Raw genomic sequence first — 21,809 nt, forward strand, 5'->3', positions numbered from 1 at the left:
CAGCAAAAGGGTCTCTTTTAACCATGCTTGCCTAATTGGCCATCTCGGCCTCTCGCACGGCGAGTTCGATCTCGTCGACCAGACCAGCTTCAAGACCGAGCCGTGCGGCCAGCATCTGCAGATAAGCCTGTTCGGCCGGGTGGTCGGGATCAATGGCAATGCGGGATGCAGCATAGATCTCCGCCGCAGATTCGGGACAGGAGGCACTTGCCACCACCTTGTCGAGATCGAGCGGGGAACGCAGTTCATCCATAAGGAAGGCCTTCGCTTCGCTGTCCAGACCGGCCTCATCGATTTTCGCAAAAATCCGGTCTTGCTCTTCCCGGTCGATATGACCGTCGGCTTTAGCCGCCGAGATCATGGCCGTCAAAAGAGCAACGGCAAACTGGTTTTCGCCACCTGGTTGCTGCGCCGGATCAAAGGCGGTGCCTCGCGGTGCTTCCAGCGGAATGGGTTCGTCCTGGGGATATTGCGGGCGTGGCGCATTCTGCTGGTTGGCCTTGTGACCCTGATAGGCTTTGTAGGCGAGACCGGCAACCAGGGCGAGGCCACCATAAGTCACGGCCTTCTTGCCCATCTTCCGACCTGATTTTGAACCGAGCATCAGGCCGGCCAGACCGCCAAGTGCAAGTCCACCTCCCTGGGATGACAGAAAATCCTTGCCTTGGGACAGGAGATCACCGGAACCGCCACGTTGAGCCGCGGCACCACCGCGGCCTCCATATTGGTTCCCCGGTTGACCGCCACCCTGGCTTCCCAGAAACTGATCCAGCAAGGATTTTGCGTCAAACATCAATTGGCTCCTTTCAACGGCCCCTGTCGGGGCAAAACATATTTGCCCTATCAAATGGGACTTTCTTCCGGAGGCGCAAGATTAGGCTACCATTCGCGACACAATTGTATCGACCAATTCACAACCGGATTGCACACGAAAGACATTCGCTGCTTCTCGAGAATTCAATCCGCAAGACTGCAATCGTGATGGTCTTGGCCCTGTTCGCAGTGAGCGGCACGGCAACAACCACGCTGGCCGAAGACGGTGCAGTCGATGCCTATTTGCCTGTCGCCGATGCGACACTCAAATCGTCTTATGCCAAGCTGATGGAACAGGAAAACATCAGTTCGACAGACAAGCTATTTGCGCATCGTATCGATGGGTGCATCCGAGGCTCGAAACACAAAACCATTCACGCCGTTCAGGACCGTGGCTTGCCGCGCGGACCAGAGTATCCGACTTTCGTCTTCGTATCCGAGCCCAACCACGACGATATGCAGCTCATCCAAAAGGCTTTTGCAGGCCGGCATCTCTATATCCTCGACGAAGCCGCCTGTCGGCCCGATGCCTGTCTTCTGTCAGCAGAAAAGGGCTATTCGGATATTTGCCTTGCCGACGGCTCGGGAAGTCCGGGCGAAAATCTCCCTGGCCTGCGCCAGGATTTCTGGTCAGATCTGCTCAAACTCTTTGGGTTGTGAAAACCTCAAGACCGTCCAAGCGGCAACAGGTTGTCGTCTTTCAGAGTTTCCATGGCGATCGATGATCTGACATGATGGACAGCCTCCTGGGGCAACAGTTCGTCATTTATAACGTGGCTAAGTGCTTTCAGGTCTGGAACGACGATCTTGAGCATATAGTCCTGGTCACCTGTCAGTGTATGAGCTTCCTGCACTTCCGGCATTGCCTTGACCATGTTGCGAAAACGGCGGGCATTCTCTTTGCTGTGGGCACCCAACGTTACGCCGACAAAAGCAGTAACCGTCAAGCCCAGCGCCTCGGCATCCAACGCGGCCCTGTATCGACGGATAATCCCCGCTTCTTCCAACTTGGCCCTTCTGCGTGAAACCTGACTCGCAGACAGATTGATCACGTCGCCCAGCTCGGAATTGGTGAGCGCAGCATTTTCCTGCAATGCGGCCAACAACTTCACATCATATCCATCCAACGCAACTGTCACGCGTCTTTCCTTAATTTTCTGCAAGAACCATGCACTAACTTACGCGAAATCACGTGCTTTGCACACACAATGCGCATCTTTGCCTCCATCCTGCTCTCAATGACGAAAGCTCCAGAGGAGGCTCTTTTATGGGACCGTTTCCACATGATGCACCACCTGCTCAAATAAATGACCAGAATCCTGCTGGCACCGATGGTTTCGAGTTTGTTGAATTCGCCCACCCAGAGCCAGAGAAGCTCGACGCCCTGTTCCGCAAGATGGGCTATGTCCCTGTTGCAAAACACAAGAGCAAGAACATCACGCTCTACCGTCAGGGTGATGTGACCTATGTCTTGAACGCGGAGCCGGGCAGTCACGGCATGTCATTTGTCGAAACGCATGGTCCTTGCGCGCCGTCCATGGCCTGGCGTGTTGTCGATGCGCAAAAGGCTTTTGACCATGCTGTCGCAAGAGGTGCGACACCCTATGAAGGCGAGGGCAAGGTTCTGGAGACACCGGCCATCGTCGGCATCGGCGGATCGCTGCTCTATTTTGTCGACAGATATGGCGGAGCTGGCTCGGCCTATTCCGCAGAATTCAACTGGCTGGGTGAAGAGAACCCAAGACCGGGTGGTGTCGGCTTTTATTATCTCGACCATCTCACCCACAATGTCTATCGCGGCAACATGGACAAATGGTGGGATTTTTATCGGGACCTCTTTAACTTCAGGCAGATCCACTTCTTCGACATCGACGGTCGCATCACGGGTCTCGTCAGCCGCGCGATCACGAGCCCTTGCGGGAAAATCCGTATTCCGCTGAATGAATCCAAGGATGACACCAGCCAAATTGAGGAATACCTGAAAAAGTACAACGGCGAAGGCATCCAGCACATTGCTGTGGGAACCGACGACATTTACGACAGCACGGACAAACTTGCCGCCAACGAGCTGAAATTCATGCCTGGCCCTCCGGATACCTACTATGAACGATCTTCTGAGCGCGTTCAGGGGCATGAAGAGCCGATCGACCGGATGAAAAAACATGGCATTCTGATCGACGGCGAAGGAGTGATCGATGGCGGCACCACCAAAATCCTTTTGCAAATATTTTCAAAAACCGTGATCGGTCCGATCTTTTTCGAATTCATCCAGAGGAAGGGCGACGAAGGCTTTGGTGAAGGTAATTTCCGCGCTCTGTTCGAATCCATTGAAGAAGATCAGATCCGCCGAGGTGTGATTAAAACTGAAGCCGCCGAGTAAACCCACTTGCCGGTCGCTCTGGAAGGCCGCTTTCTCCTGATGAGAGAGCGGCTTTTTTTGATGCAGGCATTCTTTAGAAAGCTCCACCAAGTCCTTCCTGGAACAACAACTTTCGGTATATTTGAAGGGCGAGTTTACGGTTATCAGATTTTTTCGCGATTTTTTTTGCAAAAAATTTTTTGTCGTAAACTACTGAAAGATATGTGAGTTTTTGAACAACTTCAGCCTTAAGAGACATTCTCAAGACGTTTTTTGAAAAAGCTCGGGAACAAGGCTGGTTCCAATGGGTTTTACTATCAGAGGCTGCCGAGTAGGCCCTCTGTTGCATTGTCTAAGCACAAACTTCTAATACCTCTGCGCATTGCGTAGAGGTTTTTTTTTGCTCGTGCAATTTCCCTAGGATTTGACCTTTGCTTCGAGCACATCCCAGACCTTGCCCGCAACATCGGGACCGCCGAGTTTGCGGATTGCCCTGATGCCCGTGGGTGCGGTGACGTTGATCTCCGTCAGCAGGCCGTCAATGACGTCGATACCGACCAGAATGAGACCTTTCTCTCGCAAGGAAGGGCCCAGTCGCGCGCAAATTTCGCGCTCGCGATCTGTCAAGTCGCTGTCAGTCGGCGCTCCACCACGCACCATGTTGGATCTGAGATCACCCTCCGCCGGAACGCGATTGACCGCTCCCGCGAACTCACCATTGACCAGCAGGATACGCTTGTCGCCGTGTTTCACATTCGGCAGGAATTGCTGAATCACCCATGGTTCCCGGAAGGTCGCATCGAAAAAGTCATAGAGGGAGCCGTAATTGAGGTCATCGTTGGTGATGCGGAACACGGCTGCGCCACCATGACCAAACAGCGGCTTCATGACGATGTCGCCGTACTCCTGGCGGAACAGGTCTATTTCCGTCCGGTCCTTCGTGATCAGCGTCGGAGGCATCAGGTCTGCAAATTCGGTAACGAACAGTTTTTCAGGTGCGTTGCGCACTTCCCTGGGATCATTGACGACCAACGTGGAAGGATGGATTTTCTCAAGAATATGCGTTGCGGCGATGTAAGACAGATCAAATGGCGGGTCCTGACGCATCAACACAACGTCCATCTCGCGCATGTCGACACGCCGCTTTTCGCCAAGTGTGAAATGATTTCCCTTCTGATCGCGAACCTCGACATGTTCGAGCGCACAGAAAACCTCATTGCCCCGCAATGCCAGCCGTTCAGGCGTATAATGGTATAGCTCATGACCCCTGGATTGAGCTTCAAGCATCAGTGCAAATGCACTGTCACCTGCAATATTGATGGTCGAGATATGGTCCATCTGGACCGCAACTTTCAAAGCCATGAGGTAACTTCCGGCGGGCGCGCATCAGCGCGGAGGGATTTTAGATCGGGTGGTCCAGATATGCGTTCGGTTTACGGCTTTGTCCAGAGGGGACCTCGTTTGCTGCAATCCTTCACTTTGGCGAAGTCCGCCAGAACCGGATGGACGGTGTCCGGTCAGCGTTGCCAGGGCGTCGGCTAATCCCGAGCCTCAAACGCGTTTTCAATCCGCTCAGGCAAAGCCCAGGGACGCACAACCACAATATCGAAGCGGAGCGTAAAAAATCCTGCCTTTGGATGCTGTGAGACAAAAATCTTCGCGGCCTTGGCAATGCGCTTCTGGCTTGCCGGGGTCACAGCTTCCAGCGCCGCATCGCGGGTCTTGCGCGCTTTGACCTCAACAAAGGCAACCGTCTTGCGTTTTTTGGCAATCAGATCGATCTCTCCTGCCTTTGTCTTGTAGCGCCGTTTCAGGATCCGCCATCCTGTCAGGCGCAAATACCAGGCAGCCCAGGTCTCCGCTGCCAGTCCGCGCTTGTGTGCCCTTTGCCGCTTTGCCTTTTTGCTCTTTTGACCGGAAGCGGCCATCAGTTGCCGGCTCCCTTCAGTTCAAGCGCGCGCTTATAGACGTCGCTGCGCTCAAGCCCGGTCGCCTTGGCTACCTTCTTTGCTGCTGCACTTACTGGCATTTCAACGAGTGCTTTGCTCAAGAGTGCATCCAGATCGGCCGCGTCTTCTTCTGGCGCTTCTTCCGGCGGGCCAACAAGGATGACGATCTCTCCCTTGACGGTCAGATCCTGAAATCTTGCAGCAAGTTCACCGAGTGTTCCGCGCTCAAATGTCTCGAAGCGCTTGGTCAGTTCGCGCGCGACGACCGCCTCACGACCATCTCCCAATGACGCCGCCATCAATTGCAAGGTGGCCCCGGTTCGGTGTGGCGATTCAAAAAAGATCAATGTTGCCGGGATTTTCGCCAATTCCTCCAGTCTCCTGGATTTCGGTCCGCCCTTTTGCGGCAAGAAACCGGCAAAAAGAACTGTGTCGCTCGGCAGGCCAGCAGCAACCAGGCCACTGAGCGGAGCCGATGCGCCTGGGATAGGAACGACCTTGTGACCGGCGGCAACGACATCTCGAACCAACCGGTATCCGGGGTCTGAAACGAGCGGTGTTCCAGCATCGGAAACAAGTGCCACAGCTTTGCCGCTATCCAAGGTGTCCATGATCTTGGGGCGCTGTTTGTCCGCGTTGTGCTCGTGATAAGGCATCAAGGGGGTTTTCAAACCGAACTTCTGCGTGAGCGTGGACGTGACGCGCGTGTCTTCGCAGGCAATGACTCTGCTCGCCGCCAGAGTTTCCAGTGCTCGAACGGTAATGTCACCAAGATTACCGATCGGAGTTGAAACGATGTAGAGCGCCGGTTCCAGATTGGGGGCGGAAAAGACGTGTTCGGAGAGGCTATAGCGGTTTTTGTCGCCGGACGGAGCGGGTAAATCTGTCGTCATGGCAGCTCCTTTCCACCCGGCGACACTGGGAATGGACCCATCGCCGGAATGCTTCATGCCCTTGCGCTATCGCCTGAGCACACCCGATGCAAGGCAAATCCACTGTTGATCAGATGGATATGCTATTGAAACGCCATCTAAACTGGACAGGTTCGAAACGAATACGTAAGTCTTTCCCAAAGGGTGGATTGACAGATATGGCAAGCGGAATGCGGGGCGACGACGCGCAACAGCGCAGACGGTTATTCTTGAAAACGGCGCTGGCCGGCACCGGTACCATGCTGCTTGGCGGGTGCATGGGGTCGACCCTTGGGTCTTATCCGGGCAATCAAATACAACCCGAAGCACAGCCACAGATATCAGGCGAGGTGATTGGGTCCGGCTCGGTGCGCATCGGTTTATTGCTACCGCTGGCGAGTACCAGCAATGACACATCTGTCGGCACCGTCTTTAAAAATGCCGCCGCCCTTGCCCTTCAGAATTTTCCAAGTGCCGATCTCCAACTGCTGGTCAAAGACACGGGCGGAACCGCGACCGGCGGGCGCGCTGCCGCACAGGCAGCCATTTCCGAAGGCGCTGAACTCATCCTCGGCCCCGTGTTTTCTACCGCGGTATCAGGGGCCGCACAGGCAGCCAGATCCAGTGGCATTCCCGTAATCGCGTTTTCAACCGACACGTCTGTTGCTTCACGAAGCATCTATCTGCTGAGCTTCTTGCCCGAAGGCAACGTCAAGCGCATCATCGGATACGCCAACAGCCAGCGCAAAAGCTCTTATGCAGCTCTCATTCCGGAGAGCCCGTACGGTGCCGTGGTCGAAGCAGCGTTTCGCCAAGAAGTCGGACGTGGTTCGGGGCGGATCGCCACGATCCAGCGATACAAGCAAACCGGCTCGGATACGTCCGACCTGGTTGCCAAAACGTCAGCCTTGACGTCGGTTCTCAACAATATCGATGCGTTGTTCGTGCCTGCTGGCGGGTCTGCGCCAAGCACTGTCGTTCAGACACTCGTTGGGCAAGGCGCTGATTTCGGCAGGATCAAGCTGCTGGGAACCGGGCAATGGGACGTTGGCCAGATCAAAAGCAATCCGGCTCTCGCCGGCGCATGGTTTGCCGGCCCTGAAGAGCAGAACTTCAACACCTTCGCGCAGCAATACCAGAAGACCTATGGCTCCGCACCGCCACGCAACGCTAGTCTTGCCTATGATGGCGTAACACTGTGCGCCGGCCTTGTGCGCGCGGCCGGTCAGCAGCGTTTTCAGCAGAATATATTGACCAATCGCGACGGTTTCATCGGTATTGACGGGCTATTCCGCTTTCAGTCCAATGGTCTGAATCAACGCGGGCTCGCCGTGTTCCAGCTCACTGGCGCGGGTGTACAGGTGATATCGCCAGCGCCAAGGGACTTCAGGTCCGGTTTCTAGCGTGCCGCACACGTTCAGGATGAACCCAACATCTGTCGGGGGTAAAAAGTCAAGATGCTGAGCGGCAAGCAGATCGTTCTGATCATCAGCGGTGGCATAGCCGCCTACAAATCTCTCGACCTGATCCGGCGTCTGAAGGAGCGTGGGGCGCGTGTCGTTCCGGTCATGACGAGAGGCGCTCAGGAATTTATCACGCCTCTCTCTGTCGGTGCTCTGTCAGCTGAAAAGGTGTTCACAAGCCTCTTTGACCGGGAAGACGAGCACGACGTTGGTCATATCCGGCTTGCACGCGATCACGACCTGATCCTGATCGCGCCAGCCACTGCCGATCTTATGGCCAAGATGGCGCACGGTATTGCCGACGACCTGGCAACTGCGGTTCTGTTGGCAACGGACACTCCCGTGCTGGTGGCACCGGCGATGAACCCCAAGATGTGGCGAAACCCTGCGACCCTGCGCAATCTTGAGACACTGAAACAACGGGGCCTGACCTTTTGCGGTCCGGCCTCGGGCGAGATGGCGGAAAAAGGAGAGGCCGGCGTCGGGCGCATGAGCGAACCGCTTGAGATCGTCGCAGCTGCAGAGACATTGCTAAGGGATACGGACGCCAAGGCCGGCAAGCTGCCGCTGACCGGCAAGCATGTGCTGATCACCTCCGGTCCGACCCATGAGCCGATCGACCCTGTGCGCTACATCGCCAACCGCTCATCCGGCAAACAAGGTCACGCGCTGGCAAAAGCCGCCTTTGCTGCCGGTGCGCGTGTCACGCTTGTGTCCGGACCTGTGACATTGCCCGATCCGGATAACATTGAGGTTCACCACGTAGAGAGCGCTTCAGACATGCTGCAAGCGGTCAACGCCAGCCTACCTGCCGACATTGCGATCATGGCAGCAGCCGTTGCTGACTGGCGCGTGACATCCGAGGGGAAGCAAAAGATCAAAAAGGATGGGAGTGGCAAGCCTCCCATGCTGGATCTTGCTGAAAATCCCGACATCCTGAAGACCATCGGGCACCATCCCGACTTGCGCCCCAAGCTGTTGATCGGCTTTGCCGCCGAAACGCAGGACCTTGTTGCCAATGCGCGTGCCAAGCTTGAACGCAAGAATGCCGACTGGATTGTCGCCAATGACGTCAGTCCAGAATCCGGCATCATGGGCGGTGACGCCAACACAATCCGGCTGGTCAGCAAAGACGGCGTGGAGGACTGGCCGCAAATGAGCAAATCGGACGTTGCAGCCAGGATTATCGCGCGGGCAGCTGCCGCTTTGACTTCCTGAGCCGGTCCGAACCTGCGCTTCGGTTATGTACCGAAGTCGAAGTAGCTCATGCTGATCGACCCATATTCATAGCTCCGATGCAACAATTTGGGCCTGGTCTTTGGCTCACCCGCTCCAAAGGCAAAGAAGAGCGGCAGAAGATGTTCTTCGGTGGGATGGTTCTTGCGGAAGTCCGGCGCGGCTTCCAGATCCTCAAAATATTCGATGGAACCTGCCGCCAGTCCCTGGTCCAGCCAATTGTCAAAGCCGGAGACCCAATCAGGAGCAGGAGACCCCTGGGGTGCGATGCGTCGCAGATTGTGGGTCGTGCTGCCGGAACCGACAATCAGATAACCCTTTGTCTTCAAAGGCGCGAGATCTCTGCCAAGCTTAAAGAGAGTGGCCGGTGTGCTGCCGAAAGGCAGAGACAGCGCGATGACGGGGATGTCGGCTTCAGGATAGGCGAGGGACAGCGGAACCCAGGCGCCATGGTCAAGGCCCCATTCGCTGTCAAGGATGACGTCGTGACCTTGATTTTCAAGCAGGCGAGCGACCTCGTCGACCTGATCTTCATCCGCGATTGCAGGATAGTCGATATCGTAAAGCGCTTTCGGGAAGCCTTGAAAATCATGGTAGGTGCGCAGACGACCCGGAGCAGAAAGCCTCAAGCCCGGCGTTTCCCAGTGAGCGGACAGGATGACAATTGCTTTCGGGGTGGACGTTACATCCGCAAACGACTTCAAAAAACGGCTGGCCGCCGTATCTTCCAGAGCAAGGGTCGGTGCGCCATGTGCGAAAAACACCGACGGGGTCTTGGCCTCCTGCATCTCGCTTGCTCCATTCATCCGTTTGGTTCCTACAGGATGAACATAGGCCTGGCAGGCATCTTTATTAATGCCTGGATCGGAGAAGGCGTGTTCCCGGATTGTGAACAATGAAAAGCCGCCTCCGGGTGACCGGAAGCGGCAATCTTGCAGCACCGTAGTTTTTATCGGTAGCCAACATTGATGAGCTGAACGCGGCGGTTGATCGCAGCGTCCGGTTTGGATGGCTCACGAAGCTGTTCTTCACCCATACCCACAGCAAACAGGTACTGGCTGGGAACCTGGAATGTGGTGACAAGCGCTTCCCGGACGGCCTTTGCTCTCCTGATGGAGAGTTCAAGATTGTACTCGCGATCACCTTTGGCATCCGTGTGCCCGACGATAAAGAAGGTCTGGCCCTGCAGATAAGGCGTATGCAGCGCATCAGCGATCAGACCGACTGTCTCGTAGGACTCAGGCTTGATCCGCGCAGAATCAAAGTCGAACGTGATTTCGATGTTGAACTGGCGCAATGAAGCCAATTTGTCCCACAGAGGTACGCCCTGCGGCGAGTTGGCACCTGGATACTTCTGGATGTTTTCAAACGCCGCCTTTTGCAATGCATCTGCGCTGACATCCACTTTTTGCTGAGCACCTTGAAGTGAATTGATGATCTCGTTCCGGTTGAGTTGTGTCTGCGCCGACGACCCCACGACCGCGGCTGTCATTACAGCAGCCGAAAGACCGGCCAAAAGAAGCTTTTTCATTTTTCGTCTCCCAATCCGGTCTTAGCGGTAGCCTGCAAGATCAATTGCCGTGTTACATTTTTCGCCGACAGAACGCTGCGCTTTCAAAAGGCAGCGCAAGACATGGCCCGCACCTTCCTTGACACCCTTGCACAGACGGCGCGCGTCATTCGTGCAGATCTTGGGAGCCGCGGCCTGTGCAGCAAGACGTTCCTGAATGAGGGATGCGACCACTGCGCGATCTGCATTGCATTTTTGTGAAACCTTTGCCTCGTTCTGAGCAAGACATTGACCGATGCCGTTATTCGCAAGCGTGGCACTCTTGCAGTATTTTTCGATGTCCGCTCCGCAGCTGGCAGACAAAATCTTGATCGCTTCCGCGAAGCCGACGGTTTGAGCGGCGGCAGGACCGCTTGCCAGCAATAGCGTGGCCATCAATGCAAAAATCAAACGTTTCATGTTGTGAATCTCCCAACCAGGGGCAAAAGGGAAAATGCCGCCTGCCCCAGACAACATTACGACACGCAAGAGTGTTTCAGGAGAATTCTACGACCGCAAGTATATCTTTGATTTTTCTGGTTAATGAGCTTTTCGCCATTGCCAATCTTGACAGCGCTTTGCGAATGTCGTCCCTCGGCACAAATCAACACCCGGAACCCAAAGATGCCCGTTAAGTTGGAACTCAAGCGCCTGGAGCATGGGCTGGACCTGCCCTTGCCAGCCTATCAATCAGATCTTGCCGCCGGCCTCGACCTTTTGGCAGCGGTTGATGACCCTGTCGCGCTGGCACCGGGTGAACGTAGGCTCGTGCCGACAGGGCTTTCCATGGCGCTGCCCGCGGGTTTTGAGGCACAGGTCCGACCACGCTCGGGTCTTGCTGCAAAACATGGAGTTACGGTCCTCAACACGCCCGGTACCATCGACGCAGATTATCGCGGCGAAGTGAAGGTCATTCTGGTCAACCTAGGCCAGGAGCCCTTTCTCATTTCCCGCGCCGACCGGATTGCACAGATGGTGATCGCGCCGGTGTTGCAGGCCGAGATTACGGAAGTTGATGTTCTGTCCGAAACAGATCGTGGAACCGGGGGCTTCGGTTCCACAGGTCGCAGCTAAGAACCGGAAATGACAAACGCATGACCCCCAGTCTCGTGATTTTCGATTGCGATGGTGTTCTGGTCGACACCGAACGCATGACCAATCAGAACATGGCTGATCTGGTCTCCGCACTTGGATTTGAAATCAGCGGCGCGGAATGTCAGCGCCGCTTCATGGGCCGTACGCTGGAGAACGTAAAGGAGATGGTCGAAGATCTGATCGGGTACAAACTGCCTGACGACTGGCCAGATCAGGTTCGCATGCGTGATCTTGAGAGTTTCAAGTTGGGCGTTCCAGCCATTAAGGGCATAGAAAGCGTTCTGGATGAGCTGGACAGTCGCGAGGTCCCTTACTGCGTCGGGTCTTCGGGAAAGTATGAAAAGATGCACGCCACGCTCGGCAGTTCCGGCTTGCTGCCTCGCGTCAAGGACCGTCTATTCTCCGCACAGGACTGCGAACGGGGCAAACCTTCACCGGATGTCTTTTTGCTCGCCGCGAAAAAAATGGGGCACCCACCAGAAACTTGCGTCGTCATAGAAGACAGCCTGCCAGGCGTCCGCGCAGCTGTTGCCGCCGGAATGACCGTTTTTGCGTTTGCAGAAGATCCTGCGTCTGACAAAGAAGCACTGCGCGCGGCGGGTGCCATCCTCTTTGAGGAAATGGCCGACCTTCCCGATCTTCTCTTTTCCAATACTTAAGTAGTTCCTAGAAAATAGTTCTGCGGTTCAGCGCGGATTGGCGATCTGCGCCCCTTATATCTTTGCTGGACGCATACTATCTTATCGCACCAGACCAAGGATACTGCCGGAAACGCGAATTGCCCGGCCAAACAGGGAGATTGCCATGTCCATGACGACCAGCGGCCGCGGAAAGATCTATTCCTCGATAACTGAAACTATTGGCGATACACCGATCGTGCGGCTCAATCGGCTTGCCCAAGCACACGGTGTCAAAGGTAACCTTCTGGCAAAGCTTGAGTTTTTCAATCCGATCGCAAGCGTCAAGGACCGCATTGGTGTTGCCATGATCGAGGCGATGGAAAAAGACGGCAAGATTGCTCCGGGTAAAACCACACTCGTGGAACCGACCTCCGGCAACACCGGGATTGCTTTGGCCTTTGTCGCGGCGGCCAAGGGATACCGGCTCATTCTGGTGATGCCTGAAACCATGTCTGTCGAGCGCCGCAAAATGTTCAAGATCCTGGGCGCTGAACTGGAATTGACAGAGGGCCCCAAAGGCATGAAGGGCGCAATAGCGCGCGCAGAGGAACTGCTTGGCGAAATCGACGGCGCCGTTATGCCCCAACAATTCGAGAACCCTGCCAATCCCGAAATTCACCGAAATACGACTGCACAGGAGATCTGGAACGATACTGACGGCAAGATCGATGTGTTTGTTTCAGGAATTGGAACAGGTGGTACAATTACAGGTGTGAGCCAGGTGCTGAAGGAGCGCCAGCCGGATCTTCATGTGGTTGCCGTCGAGCCGTCGGACAGTCCAATCCTGTCAGGCGGCAATCCGGGCCCGCACAAAATCCAGGGCATCGGAGCGGGCTTTGTCCCGGGCGTCCTCGAAACATCGATCTACGACGAAGTTCAAACTGTCGAGAATGACGACGCTTTCGCGATGGCACGCGAAGTTGCCAAGCTTGAAGGCGTGCCCGTCGGCATTTCCTCCGGAGCCGCGCTAACGGCGGCCATCCGTGTCGGGCAGCGTGAGGGGATGGAAGACAAGAACATCGTCGTGATCATTCCGTCTTTTGCGGAACGCTATCTGTCGACAGCACTGTTCGACGAAGTCTGAAGAGGACCGTCCCGCGGCGGTCGCCGCGGGACAGCCTGCCAAGCAAATGCTCAGACCGGCCTTTCCATTCTGGTTGCTGAGGAAAACCCGAACACGTACTTGAACGGTCCTGTTTCTTCACGGCTTATCGGCAGGAAACCCTGCCTTTCGTATAGGGCGCGCGCGCCCGGGTTTGTGTTGATCACATCAAGGCGCACTCGAGACAGTTGCCGTCTTTGTGCTTCGGCGCAAACGGCGTCCAGCAGCTTCGTACCGATGCCCTGACCGCGTGCTCTTTCGCTGACGAAAATACCGTCCATCAAAAGAATATCTGGCTCCACTTCGCGCTCGAGCACGTCAAGCACCAGCCCTCGCCAAAGGCCTCCGAAAGGGCCGAACACGGCAGTCATATCCGACAGTTCGCCAGCAACCAGGGCACCTTCGCTGGTCTTGTATCCGGCAAGACCAAGCAAGTCTCCTTCCTTGCCGAGAGCGCTGATGGCAAAATCAGGATCGAGAATCCTTTCAATCAGCTGCATCGCCCTGCGTTCAGGTGACAGGATATTGCCGAGCTTTCCCTTGAAAGCCTGCCAGAAAAGACCGGCGGCAACTGAGCGCTGGTCTTCCGGCAATCCTGGAACAATTGTGAAGCCGTCCGGCATTAGAAGGCCTAACGAACGACGACGGCTGTTCCTGTTGCGCTGACCATGAGCATGGATCCGTTCTGGCCGACCGTTTCATAGTCGAGATCAACGCCGATAACGGCATTCGCACCAAGTGCCTGGGCTTGTTGACACATTTCATCGACGGCGATTTTGCGCGCCTTGGCAAGTTCTTCCTCGTAAGCACCGGAGCGACCGCCGACAATATCTCTGATACCTGCAAAGAGATCCTTGAACAGGTTGGCACCCAAAATTGCCTCACCTGTCACAAGACCTTTGTAGTCCAAGTCCCGGCCCTGAATTGTGTTTGTGGTGGTGACAAGCATTTTGGTTCTCCGTTTACGACATCCGCGCAATGACATGGGTTGACCGATTGAGCATTGCAAGGAAACCAGGCAATTGCCAGGTGTCGTTGGTTACCTCTCTTCATGCTGGAAAGCATCAGACGAAAGGGGCTCGATCTTGTCGAAACAATTCCTCAAGTCTTTTACGATGAAAAATGTAGTCTGGCACAAAGCCGTCAATTCTTCTTTTCTCAAAAGGAAACGCCATGAAGGCCGTGTTCTTTGAAGCCTTTGCGCAAACACCGAAACTTGCAACCCTTCCGGATCCGACACCGGAAGCGCATGGTGCTGTATTGAAAGTTGAGGCGACAGGCGTCTGCCGAAGCGATTGGCACGGCTGGATGGGGCACGATCCGGATATCGTTCTGCCACATGTGCCAGGGCATGAACTTGCCGGTATCGTGATGGAGGTTGGAAAGGGTGTCAGCCAATGGAAGGCGGGTGACCGGGTGACGGTGCCTTTTGTTGGTGGATGCGGAGCTTGTGCCGAGTGTCATGCAGGTCACCAGCAAGTCTGCGAGAACCAATTTCAGCCGGGGTTCACGCATTGGGGTTCATTTGCAGAATACGTGTCCATCCACAACGCCGATCTCAATCTCGTGGCTCTGCCCGATGACATGGCGTTCGCAACCGCCGCCAGTCTTGGATGCCGCTTTGCCACGTCATTTCGCGCTGTTGTTGATCAGGCAAGGACTTCTGCTGGTGAATGGGTTGCCGTTCATGGTTGCGGCGGTGTCGGTCTTTCGGCCGTCATGATCGCCAATGCCATCGGAGCCAATGTTGTGGCGATCGATATTGCGGATGAAAAGCTTTCCCTTGCCCGAGATCTTGGCGCAGTTGCGACAATCAACGGCGCTGCGGAACACGATGTGGCCGGCGCGGTCATCGAGCTCACGCGCGGCGGTGCCCATGTCTCGCTTGACGCCCTTGGCCATCCAACGACCTGTTTCAATTCCATACAGAACCTGAGGCGCAGAGGACGGCACGTCCAGGTCGGCCTGATGCTGGGCGATCAGAGCACCCCACAGGTTCCGATGGCGAAGGTGATCGGTCAGGAGCTGGAAATTCTAGGCAGCCACGGCATGCAAGCTCATCAATATGATGCCATGCTGGACATGGTAACAACCGGGAAACTGCACCCCTCCCGTCTGGTCGGCGAAGAGATCAGCCTGGAACAGTCAATTGCGGCGCTCACGTCGATGGACCGCTTTCAATCCGTTGGCGCAACTGTGGTGACCCAGTTCTGACCATTGGAAACAGGTTCGCTTGAGCGCGCTATACCTGTTCAGGCAGCGCGTCGCGACATATCCTGGCCACGATAACTGAGGGCTTCCGCAAGGTGGATACGGCCAACACTGTCCATGCCGTCCAGATCGGCCAGCGTACGGGCCAGCTTGAGAACACGGTGATATCCGCGTGCACTTAATTGCAGCCGTTCGGCGATTTCGTGCAGGAAGGCCAGCCCTTTGCTGTCAGGCCGGGCAATGGTTTCAACGGCAGAAGCCGGAGCCTGAGCGTTGGTTCGGCAGGACAATCCCAGTTCCAGAAACCTCTGCTCCTGTATTCGGCGCGCTGCTGCTACTCTTGCAGCAACTGCCGACGACGCTTCACTTGCGGCAGGACCAATCAGATCTGACGCAGTCACAGCCGGCACATCGATCCGCAAATCAATTCGATCAAGCAGCGGCCCACTGACCCTGGCCTGATAATCGGTCACACAACGTTCGCCGCGCCGGCACTGGTGTCCGGGCTCGCCAGCATGCCCACAGCGGCACGGGTTCATGGCGGCGACCAGCTGAATACGGGCGGGATAGGTCACCCGGTGGTTGGCCCTGGCGATGACCGCCTCGCCGGATTCAAGCGGCTGGCGCAAACTGTCGAGGACTTGAGGATTGAACTCCGGCAACTCATCCAGAAAGAGCACACCATTATGCGCAAGCGAGACCTCTCCGGGTTTTGCCTTCAGTCCGCCGCCAACGAGCGCCGCCATGGACGCTGAATGGTGCGGCGACCGGAACGGCCGCCTGTCGGTCAGTTTCCCTTCCGCAAGCTCTCCGGCCAGGGACGCGATCATCGAAACTTCCAGCAGTTCGCGAGGCGTTAACGCGGGCAGTATGGAGGGTAGACGACTGGCCAGCATCGATTTGCCGGATCCGGGCGGACCGGTCATGAGCAGGTTATGACCCCCGGCGGCTGCAATTTCCAAGGCCCGGCGCGCACTTTCCTGACCTTTGACTTCAGCAAGGTCAGGCATGATACCAGCATTGCTGTGGAGCTTTGCGGTCGGACGGGACAGGACCTGGGTCCCCTTGAAGTGATTGGCAAGCTGTAAGAGCGATCTGGGTGCCAGCACATCCATGTCCTTGTCTGCCCATGCGGCCTCACCTCCGCTTGCCTCGGGACAGATAAGACCCTTGCCGAGCGCATTGGCACCCATTGCAGCAGGCAACACGCCCGTGACCGGAGCCAGGGTTCCGTCGAGCCCAAGCTCGCCAAGCACCACAAAGCCTTCCAGGAACTCAGCCGGTATCGCGCCAATTGCCGCCATAATGCCAAGAGCGATGGGAAGGTCATAATGCGATCCTTCCTTGGGCAGGTCCGCAGGCGCCAGATTGACTGTTACCCGCTTGGCCGGGAGTGCAAGTCCGGACGCACTGAGCGCTGCCCGCACGCGTTCCCGGCTTTCCGCGACAGCCTTGTCCGGAAGGCCGACAATATTGAACATCACTGCGCCCGGTCCGACATGCACTTGCACATCCACCGTCACTGCATCGATGCCCTGAAAAGCGACTGTCGTTATCCGGCTGACCATACCCTGCTCTCTACCTTAAGGTGCAAGGCATCGAAGCATATCCATGATCAGGATTCAAGAACAGAAGAGGAACAAATTACGCTGACGGTCAGCAGACCATCGCGGGTCGCCCTGGAAAATAATTGTAGGGCCGCTCAATGCCGGCGAGAACGTCCTGCAAATAGGGGGGAACGCAAAAGTCTTCGTCCAATGTCAGTCGGTTCGCCTCAAGCCATTGAGACACCAGCTCGATCAGCATTTCCGGGTCTTTTTCAAACATCGCCCGGCACATTTCCATCTCGAGCTCTGCGCTTGTCTTCACCGCTTGTTTAATAATCATTGGCCCAATCACTGTTCTTATTATCAATTTATGCGTGCTTATATCGTGCCTGCAATTATAGGATTTTGCCAGCAAATAGCAGTTATGCGCACATCCCGCGCCATAACTGAGTGTTATGCATGCGGTGGCATCACGGCTTTGCCACGAACGCCAAGCCCGGCGAGACTGCAACAGAGCAGCCCGGCCGCCATGAACAGGCTTGAATGACCGGTGAGCGGGATCAAGAACCCGCTGATGACCGGCCCGACACCCTGTCCGAGTGAGATCAGAAAGAATGTGAAACCAAACCCAATTGAAGGCGTTTCGAAAAAGATGCGCATGCTCCACATGCCAAACAGCGCCGTCATCACGATAAAGCCTGCACCGAAACACGCCGCAGAGACATAGATCCCGATCTTTGTGCCGATCAGAAGCGGCAATGTTCCGACGGCAGCGCCAACGATCAGAGCCAGCATCATGTAGGTTTGGCGAAGGCCCCAACGGTTCACCAGTCCGCCCGCAAAGCAACCTGTAACGCCTGCGATGCCAAGCACGATCCAAAACAACACTGCGTCGCGTGGATTTCCGGTGAGCGTGTAAAGAAGTTCGACAGCGTAGGTCCAGTAGACCGCAGTTATGATGCCGAACAAAAATGCGGCGATGAATAGCGGCCGCGCGGCCCGTTCCGCGAGCAGTCTGAAAGAGACTGTCAGTACTTCGGGTTTTGACTGCGCGCTGCGCTGTGGCAATGCCAGCAAATTCCAGATCGTGATCAGCAAAGCCAGTCCTGCAAAGGCCATCCAGGCCAGCCGCCAGTCTTCTCCCGCATAAAGGGCGAGAGGTCCCGCTAGGGCGACACCGAACCCGGTTCCGGAGTTGATCCAGGCATACACCGTGTTCTGACGGCCAGGTGCGGTGTGACGGACAATGACATCGGAAAACGGGGGATAGGAAAGGCCAGGGCTCGTGCCCGCCACAAAGACGCCAAATGCCAGCCTCCAGGGATCCGGCGCCAACGCGATGATCGCCATGCCAAGAGTTGCTGCAAGCCCGCCAAGCAGGATCGGAAGGCGCGGCTCGACAAAGGTCGACAACCAGGATCCGGCGAAGGTCGCTGCCAGATACCCCAGATAAGAAGTACCGGCAATCAGCCCAATGGTCTCGGGAGAGAGACCGAATTCCTGACGAATGTCGGGGAGAAATAATCCGAAGCAGTATCTGGCCAATCCGTATGTGACGGCAACAATGGCAAGGCCCGCGGCGGTCAGGCCACGGGTTTGTGCTGCGGACACCTCACACCCGGCGGGAGAGCTGGAAATGAAGTGTCTGGTCATCGGTCATGGTCTCGCCGGTGATGTCGAAATAACCACCTAGCTGTCTGTAGTGGCGGTACTGTTCAAGCGTAAGTTTCAGGCAGAAGTTGGATACATGCAAGATTCTTCCATTGATTGTATCTTCAAACTCTTCACCCAGAATGGCGACAAAAGCGCTTTCCCCGTCATGAAAAGGTACGGGCAGCAGAAAAAACCGGTTCAGGCTCGGCAAATCCTTATGGACAGCGCGCTCAAAGGCTAACCGGGAGAAGCGCCGCATGGCTGCGTGGGCATAAAAACTCGGGATCCTTTCAATCTGTCCTGCGGCATAGAGCTGGCTCTCGGACAGAAGAAGGTCACCTGAACGTGCGATCGATCTGAGCCACTTGTTCACCACATAAGGGTCGTCATTGCCTTCCTGAAAGCCGAGCATGGTAACCAATGCCGCAGGTGCGCCCGGTTCCAGAATGTCTGCAAGACGAAAGGCTTCAAACGGTGCCGTGATGAATTGCATCGGCAGGTCAGGAAGGATCTGTTTCAACGTCGCCCGCATCGGGGCCGCTGACATAGGATTTATATCGACAGCAACATACCGGTCGATATCAACTCCCAACTCAGTCAGGGTGCTCAAGATAAATGCTGTTTTGACCGGTTCCGGACCCAACTCGACGTAAACAAGGCTGCCGCCGTTCAGCGAAGCAAGAACAAGATCCAGGCATTGTCGCAAGGCCAGTTTGAACGACATGCCATCGTCGCGCAGACGGCCAAGGTCGTTGGAACCAACGCCGAACTGGTTCAGCTGACGCATCAGCTGAAACACTTCATCGAGATGTTCCGTGGCCGTCTCCGCACTGCCTGCATTCGTATATTTGACCCGGTTGTCCTGGGTCAGAATGCGCTCGGGACCAAATTCTGTATGGGCGGCAATAGACTGATGAACTCTTTGCTGCAAGGTCAGCGTCTGACTCTCAAAATTCCTTAAATCAGGCCGGCTTTCTGTCTGTTGGCCTGCGGTTTCAATCGAAAAGGCAAAGGTCATGGCGGTTACTCGAATTGACTGTACCATTTCCCGGATTACGGGATATTGAAGCGCTTTTTAAATTTATAATTGAAAAAACTCATAATGAAACGTTATGATTGTCCTGCGCCGGGAGAGAGGCTTGGGGAACGGGTTCCGCGCGAAAACGGAGGCAGGGACGTGACCATCGGCCGATTTAACATCGAGTTGCTGGAAGCCTTTGTGGCCGTTGCCGAAGCCGGCAACGTGACCCACGCAGGATCGAAGCTGAACCGGACCCAGCCTTGCGTCAGCACCCAGTTGCGACGTCTGGAGGATCGTGTCGGCAAACCTTTGATCGAGCGCACGGCCCGCACCATGAACCTGACACCTGCCGGACGCATTCTCTACCAGCATGCCACGGAGATTCTGCGATCACACGAAGAAGCCCGACTACGTCTGTCGGCTCCAGAATTGACCGGAACCGTTCATGTTGGACTGCCTGAATGGTTTGCGACCGGCCAGCTCCAGTCAATCTTCTGCAATTTTGTGCGCATTCATCCTAACGTCAAACTCGAGATGACCGTTGCCGACAGCGCAACGCTGCACGACATGCTGTCAGCCAACGAAATCAATCTGGCGATCGCACTGGTTTCACCTGTGAAACCTTCGCCGAACGGTCTCGTTGAGGAACCTCTTTACTGGACCGTTAGCGAAACCTGCCCCTTGGCCGACCCTTTGCCTTTGATCCTGTTTCCAGAACCCTGTCCGTTCCGCGATCTTGCATTCAGCGCATTGGCTCGGGCAGGACGGCAATGGTACGAACGCATTACGACGACCAGCGTAGCGGCAGCGCAGGTTGCGGTCCGATCCGGTGCAGGTCTTTGCTGTCTTCCTGCAGGCGCAATTGTCGATGGGATCAAGATACTGAGAGAACAGGACGGCTTTCCCGATCTGCCCGCCAGCCAACTGGCGATCTATACACCTTCCAAGACCCAGTCCCCGATTGTCGACTATCTGGAAGAGCATCTGACTGCTCTGCTCCAAAACGCGATTTCTCCCGGATCCGCCCTGGCGGGCAAGATGCAGCCGGATCTAAGAGTGGTGTGAAGACACGCTAGTTTAAAACATCGACACAGAAAACAGTATCAATCGTCGATGTTCCGCAGCATCCTTTAAGCGCGTGACGATTGCATTTTGTTAGCGAGGCTGGGTTGACCGGTAAACTCTTTTTTGAAGTGCAGAAACTCTTTTGCAATATTCCGCTCAAAATTGGTCACAAAAGAACCCTTGCTAATTTCACAGAAGTTATGCTTGCTCTTGCGCGCCTTATGAGTATTCGGTTTCTTCATGATGGAATCTCTTCCAGATACACAACCACTTTAGCTCCTTGCCTTTCGACACCCTCGACACGGAAACTCTTTCCCGCTGGAATTAACACTTCACATTCCTCGTATTTAGGTGACAAAAACCAAACGCCACACCCAGTAAGCGCTTTAATGATAAACAACACGTTACCAACGTAAGCATAATCCTGCTTAAAAGATGCGCTCGTAAATCCATGAAATGTAATAACTTCACCGAGTCTGTAGGTATGTAAAAAACTCTCCAGATCTTTCGCTCTAAACCCGCGAAAAACTATCCCCTTGTTCGCTTTGTATGGTTCCATCTTTTTCAATGCATTGTTCAGAACCGACTTGAAGAGCTGAAAATGCGAACTTGGAGAATGACTCCACAATTCACTATTGATTACCTCGTACCAGCCCATTTCCGTTGTGTAGATGTAAAAAGCAAGACCCTCATAATTTCGCAGATCATTATTAAGCCAGTCATCCAAATCGCCAAATTTTTGAGCATAGAGTGTCGCATTGTTTACACCTACAATCTTACAAACAACTTCAAAGAACAATTTTCCGTTCATCGTATGCTCAAACTATTAGATTGATCATTTTAACACTTGGTGTGAATAGAAGTTCTGAATTGCGTATTCTAACCAATTACGTAATGAATAAAGCGTATTTCTTTCAACTATATTGCGCATCAAGTTCACGCAAACCTAAAACGGCAAATTCAAACTTCGCAAACTAGGTAGTTTTAATTGCCTTAATATTTTTTTGAGTTGCAACGGATGAAAATATATACTGTTGGTCAGAGTGTCCATACTGGAATCTAAGGCGTTTACTACGCTACCAAGAGTATCACGATAAAATCGATGAATTGGCCGACTAAGAGATTCGAAAAAGCCAATTTACCTGTCTAAACCTA

Annotated in this window: 24 protein-coding genes; 9 read left to right on the forward strand and 15 right to left on the reverse strand. The window is 55.0% G+C overall.

All coding sequences use genetic code 11. The annotated features are described in order from the left end of the window. Positions 1-31: 31 nt before the first annotated feature. Positions 32-793, reverse strand: coding sequence for a tellurite resistance TerB family protein (locus tag FIV00_RS01115; RefSeq protein WP_152499089.1), 762 nt, complete (start codon positions 791-793; stop codon positions 32-34). 185 nt (positions 794-978) lie between these two features. On the opposite strand from FIV00_RS01115, the gene FIV00_RS01120 reads away from it, so the two are divergent. Further along, complete coding sequence (locus FIV00_RS01120) at positions 979-1,473, forward strand: hypothetical protein (protein ID WP_152499090.1); 495 nt, start codon at positions 979-981, stop codon at positions 1,471-1,473. A 5-nt stretch (positions 1,474-1,478) separates the two neighbouring features. On the opposite strand, the gene FIV00_RS01125 is transcribed toward FIV00_RS01120, so the two are convergent. After that, on the reverse strand, positions 1,479-1,952 hold the full coding sequence (locus tag FIV00_RS01125) for an Lrp/AsnC family transcriptional regulator (RefSeq protein WP_152499091.1): 474 nt from the start codon (positions 1,950-1,952) through the stop codon (positions 1,479-1,481). A gap of 128 nt (positions 1,953-2,080) precedes the next feature. Here FIV00_RS01125 and hppD point away from each other — a divergent pair, with 128 nt between their 5' ends. After that, a complete protein-coding gene (hppD, locus tag FIV00_RS01130; RefSeq protein ID WP_152499092.1) occupies positions 2,081-3,193 on the forward strand; it encodes a 4-hydroxyphenylpyruvate dioxygenase in 1,113 nt (370 codons plus the stop codon). Positions 3,194-3,589: 396 nt separating this feature from the next. Here hppD and gshB read toward each other — a convergent pair whose 3' ends face one another. The 3 genes from gshB to rsmI form a co-directional block, all read right to left on the reverse strand. After that, entirely contained in the window at positions 3,590-4,534 is a 945-nt protein-coding gene (gene gshB / locus FIV00_RS01135; RefSeq protein ID WP_152499093.1) for a glutathione synthase, read from the reverse strand. A 176-nt stretch (positions 4,535-4,710) separates the two neighbouring features. Then, complete coding sequence (locus FIV00_RS01140) at positions 4,711-5,100, reverse strand: YraN family protein (protein WP_152499094.1); 390 nt, start codon at positions 5,098-5,100, stop codon at positions 4,711-4,713. Next, the gene (rsmI, locus tag FIV00_RS01145; RefSeq protein WP_152499095.1) at positions 5,100-6,014 is read right to left on the reverse strand and encodes a 16S rRNA (cytidine(1402)-2'-O)-methyltransferase; all 915 of its coding nucleotides are present in this window, start codon (positions 6,012-6,014) and stop codon (positions 5,100-5,102) included. The genes FIV00_RS01140 and rsmI overlap by 1 nt, the downstream gene beginning before the upstream one ends. A 197-nt stretch (positions 6,015-6,211) precedes the next feature. Between rsmI and FIV00_RS01150 the strand changes: the two genes are divergently transcribed. Further along, positions 6,212-7,435, forward strand: a complete 1,224-nt coding sequence (locus tag FIV00_RS01150) for a penicillin-binding protein activator (RefSeq protein ID WP_152499096.1) — start codon at positions 6,212-6,214, stop codon at positions 7,433-7,435. A gap of 54 nt (positions 7,436-7,489) precedes the next feature. Next, positions 7,490-8,713, forward strand: coding sequence for a bifunctional phosphopantothenoylcysteine decarboxylase/phosphopantothenate--cysteine ligase CoaBC (gene coaBC, locus FIV00_RS01155; RefSeq protein WP_152499097.1), 1,224 nt, complete (start codon positions 7,490-7,492; stop codon positions 8,711-8,713). Between the two features lie 23 nt (positions 8,714-8,736). On the opposite strand, the gene FIV00_RS01160 is transcribed toward coaBC, so the two are convergent. The 3 genes from FIV00_RS01160 to FIV00_RS01170 form a co-directional block, all read right to left on the reverse strand. Further along, on the reverse strand, positions 8,737-9,537 hold the full coding sequence (locus tag FIV00_RS01160) for a class III extradiol ring-cleavage dioxygenase (protein ID WP_209006763.1): 801 nt from the start codon (positions 9,535-9,537) through the stop codon (positions 8,737-8,739). A 143-nt stretch (positions 9,538-9,680) separates the two neighbouring features. After that, complete coding sequence (locus FIV00_RS01165) at positions 9,681-10,262, reverse strand: OmpA family protein (RefSeq protein ID WP_152499098.1); 582 nt, start codon at positions 10,260-10,262, stop codon at positions 9,681-9,683. A 21-nt stretch (positions 10,263-10,283) separates the two neighbouring features. Next, entirely contained in the window at positions 10,284-10,700 is a 417-nt protein-coding gene (locus FIV00_RS01170) for a hypothetical protein (protein ID WP_209006764.1), read from the reverse strand. A gap of 204 nt (positions 10,701-10,904) precedes the next feature. On the opposite strand from FIV00_RS01170, the gene dut reads away from it, so the two are divergent. From dut to cysK, 3 genes are all read left to right on the forward strand, one after another. Then, on the forward strand, positions 10,905-11,354 hold the full coding sequence (gene dut, locus FIV00_RS01175; RefSeq protein WP_152499099.1) for a dUTP diphosphatase: 450 nt from the start codon (positions 10,905-10,907) through the stop codon (positions 11,352-11,354). Positions 11,355-11,374: 20 nt separating this feature from the next. Continuing rightward, a complete protein-coding gene (locus FIV00_RS01180) occupies positions 11,375-12,034 on the forward strand; it encodes an HAD family phosphatase (protein ID WP_152499100.1) in 660 nt (219 codons plus the stop codon). Between the two features lie 145 nt (positions 12,035-12,179). After that, complete coding sequence (cysK, locus tag FIV00_RS01185) at positions 12,180-13,139, forward strand: cysteine synthase A (RefSeq protein WP_152499101.1); 960 nt, start codon at positions 12,180-12,182, stop codon at positions 13,137-13,139. A 50-nt stretch (positions 13,140-13,189) separates the two neighbouring features. Here the strand turns inward: cysK and FIV00_RS01190 are convergent, their stop codons facing one another. Together FIV00_RS01190 and FIV00_RS01195 are read right to left on the reverse strand one after the other, a co-directional pair. Then, positions 13,190-13,780 carry an N-acetyltransferase gene (locus FIV00_RS01190; RefSeq protein WP_152499102.1) on the reverse strand — a complete coding sequence of 197 codons (591 nt, stop codon included), beginning with the start codon at positions 13,778-13,780 and terminating at the stop codon, positions 13,190-13,192. A gap of 8 nt (positions 13,781-13,788) precedes the next feature. Continuing rightward, positions 13,789-14,106, reverse strand: a complete 318-nt coding sequence (locus FIV00_RS01195) for a heavy metal-binding domain-containing protein (RefSeq protein WP_152499103.1) — start codon at positions 14,104-14,106, stop codon at positions 13,789-13,791. 224 nt (positions 14,107-14,330) lie between these two features. On the opposite strand from FIV00_RS01195, the gene FIV00_RS01200 reads away from it, so the two are divergent. Beyond that, positions 14,331-15,371, forward strand: a complete 1,041-nt coding sequence (locus FIV00_RS01200) for a zinc-dependent alcohol dehydrogenase family protein (RefSeq protein ID WP_152499104.1) — start codon at positions 14,331-14,333, stop codon at positions 15,369-15,371. 38 nt (positions 15,372-15,409) lie between these two features. On the opposite strand, the gene FIV00_RS01205 is transcribed toward FIV00_RS01200, so the two are convergent. The 4 genes from FIV00_RS01205 to FIV00_RS01220 all read right to left on the reverse strand — a co-directional run bounded on the left by FIV00_RS01205 (position 15,410) and on the right by FIV00_RS01220 (position 19,586). Next, positions 15,410-16,936, reverse strand: coding sequence for a YifB family Mg chelatase-like AAA ATPase (locus tag FIV00_RS01205; protein WP_152499105.1), 1,527 nt, complete (start codon positions 16,934-16,936; stop codon positions 15,410-15,412). An 88-nt stretch (positions 16,937-17,024) separates the two neighbouring features. Continuing rightward, positions 17,025-17,255 carry a hypothetical protein gene (locus tag FIV00_RS01210; RefSeq protein ID WP_152499106.1) on the reverse strand — a complete coding sequence of 77 codons (231 nt, stop codon included), beginning with the start codon at positions 17,253-17,255 and terminating at the stop codon, positions 17,025-17,027. A 113-nt stretch (positions 17,256-17,368) separates the two neighbouring features. Further along, positions 17,369-18,568 carry an MFS transporter gene (locus FIV00_RS01215; RefSeq protein ID WP_152499107.1) on the reverse strand — a complete coding sequence of 400 codons (1,200 nt, stop codon included), beginning with the start codon at positions 18,566-18,568 and terminating at the stop codon, positions 17,369-17,371. Beyond that, positions 18,528-19,586 carry a hypothetical protein gene (locus FIV00_RS01220; protein ID WP_152499108.1) on the reverse strand — a complete coding sequence of 353 codons (1,059 nt, stop codon included), beginning with the start codon at positions 19,584-19,586 and terminating at the stop codon, positions 18,528-18,530. Before FIV00_RS01220 ends, FIV00_RS01215 begins: the two co-directional genes overlap by 41 nt. Before the next feature lie 84 nt (positions 19,587-19,670). Here FIV00_RS01220 and FIV00_RS01225 point away from each other — a divergent pair, with 84 nt between their 5' ends. Next, positions 19,671-20,654, forward strand: a complete 984-nt coding sequence (locus tag FIV00_RS01225) for a LysR family transcriptional regulator (RefSeq protein ID WP_152499109.1) — start codon at positions 19,671-19,673, stop codon at positions 20,652-20,654. Between the two features lie 238 nt (positions 20,655-20,892). On the opposite strand, the gene FIV00_RS01230 is transcribed toward FIV00_RS01225, so the two are convergent. Continuing rightward, a complete protein-coding gene (locus tag FIV00_RS01230) occupies positions 20,893-21,465 on the reverse strand; it encodes an ADP-ribosyltransferase domain-containing protein (protein WP_152499110.1) in 573 nt (190 codons plus the stop codon). Positions 21,466-21,809: the final 344 nt, after the last annotated feature.

It is taken from the genome of Labrenzia sp. THAF82 (assembly GCF_009363435.1).
Taxonomy (GTDB): Bacteria; Pseudomonadota; Alphaproteobacteria; order Rhizobiales; family Stappiaceae; genus Roseibium; species Roseibium porphyridii.

Coding starts and splice junctions, on each gene's coding strand:
- FIV00_RS01115 (WP_152499089.1), bottom strand. CDS start 793: ATGTTTGACGCAAAATCCTTGCTGGATCAGTTTCTGGGAAGCCAGGGT.
- hppD (WP_152499092.1), top strand. CDS start 2,081: ATGGGACCGTTTCCACATGATGCACCACCTGCTCAAATAAATGACCAG.
- gshB (WP_152499093.1), bottom strand. CDS start 4,534: ATGGCTTTGAAAGTTGCGGTCCAGATGGACCATATCTCGACCATCAAT.
- FIV00_RS01140 (WP_152499094.1), bottom strand. CDS start 5,100: ATGGCCGCTTCCGGTCAAAAGAGCAAAAAGGCAAAGCGGCAAAGGGCA.
- rsmI (WP_152499095.1), bottom strand. CDS start 6,014: ATGACGACAGATTTACCCGCTCCGTCCGGCGACAAAAACCGCTATAGC.
- FIV00_RS01150 (WP_152499096.1), top strand. CDS start 6,212: ATGGCAAGCGGAATGCGGGGCGACGACGCGCAACAGCGCAGACGGTTA.
- coaBC (WP_152499097.1), top strand. CDS start 7,490: ATGCTGAGCGGCAAGCAGATCGTTCTGATCATCAGCGGTGGCATAGCC.
- FIV00_RS01160 (WP_209006763.1), bottom strand. CDS start 9,537: ATGAATGGAGCAAGCGAGATGCAGGAGGCCAAGACCCCGTCGGTGTTT.
- FIV00_RS01165 (WP_152499098.1), bottom strand. CDS start 10,262: ATGAAAAAGCTTCTTTTGGCCGGTCTTTCGGCTGCTGTAATGACAGCC.
- FIV00_RS01170 (WP_209006764.1), bottom strand. CDS start 10,700: ATGAAACGTTTGATTTTTGCATTGATGGCCACGCTATTGCTGGCAAGC.
- dut (WP_152499099.1), top strand. CDS start 10,905: ATGCCCGTTAAGTTGGAACTCAAGCGCCTGGAGCATGGGCTGGACCTG.
- FIV00_RS01180 (WP_152499100.1), top strand. CDS start 11,375: ATGACCCCCAGTCTCGTGATTTTCGATTGCGATGGTGTTCTGGTCGAC.
- cysK (WP_152499101.1), top strand. CDS start 12,180: ATGTCCATGACGACCAGCGGCCGCGGAAAGATCTATTCCTCGATAACT.
- FIV00_RS01190 (WP_152499102.1), bottom strand. CDS start 13,780: ATGCCGGACGGCTTCACAATTGTTCCAGGATTGCCGGAAGACCAGCGC.
- FIV00_RS01195 (WP_152499103.1), bottom strand. CDS start 14,106: ATGCTTGTCACCACCACAAACACAATTCAGGGCCGGGACTTGGACTAC.
- FIV00_RS01200 (WP_152499104.1), top strand. CDS start 14,331: ATGAAGGCCGTGTTCTTTGAAGCCTTTGCGCAAACACCGAAACTTGCA.
- FIV00_RS01205 (WP_152499105.1), bottom strand. CDS start 16,936: ATGGTCAGCCGGATAACGACAGTCGCTTTTCAGGGCATCGATGCAGTG.
- FIV00_RS01210 (WP_152499106.1), bottom strand. CDS start 17,255: ATGATTATTAAACAAGCGGTGAAGACAAGCGCAGAGCTCGAGATGGAA.
- FIV00_RS01215 (WP_152499107.1), bottom strand. CDS start 18,568: ATGACCAGACACTTCATTTCCAGCTCTCCCGCCGGGTGTGAGGTGTCC.
- FIV00_RS01220 (WP_152499108.1), bottom strand. CDS start 19,586: ATGACCTTTGCCTTTTCGATTGAAACCGCAGGCCAACAGACAGAAAGC.
- FIV00_RS01225 (WP_152499109.1), top strand. CDS start 19,671: ATGAAACGTTATGATTGTCCTGCGCCGGGAGAGAGGCTTGGGGAACGG.
- FIV00_RS01230 (WP_152499110.1), bottom strand. CDS start 21,465: ATGAACGGAAAATTGTTCTTTGAAGTTGTTTGTAAGATTGTAGGTGTA.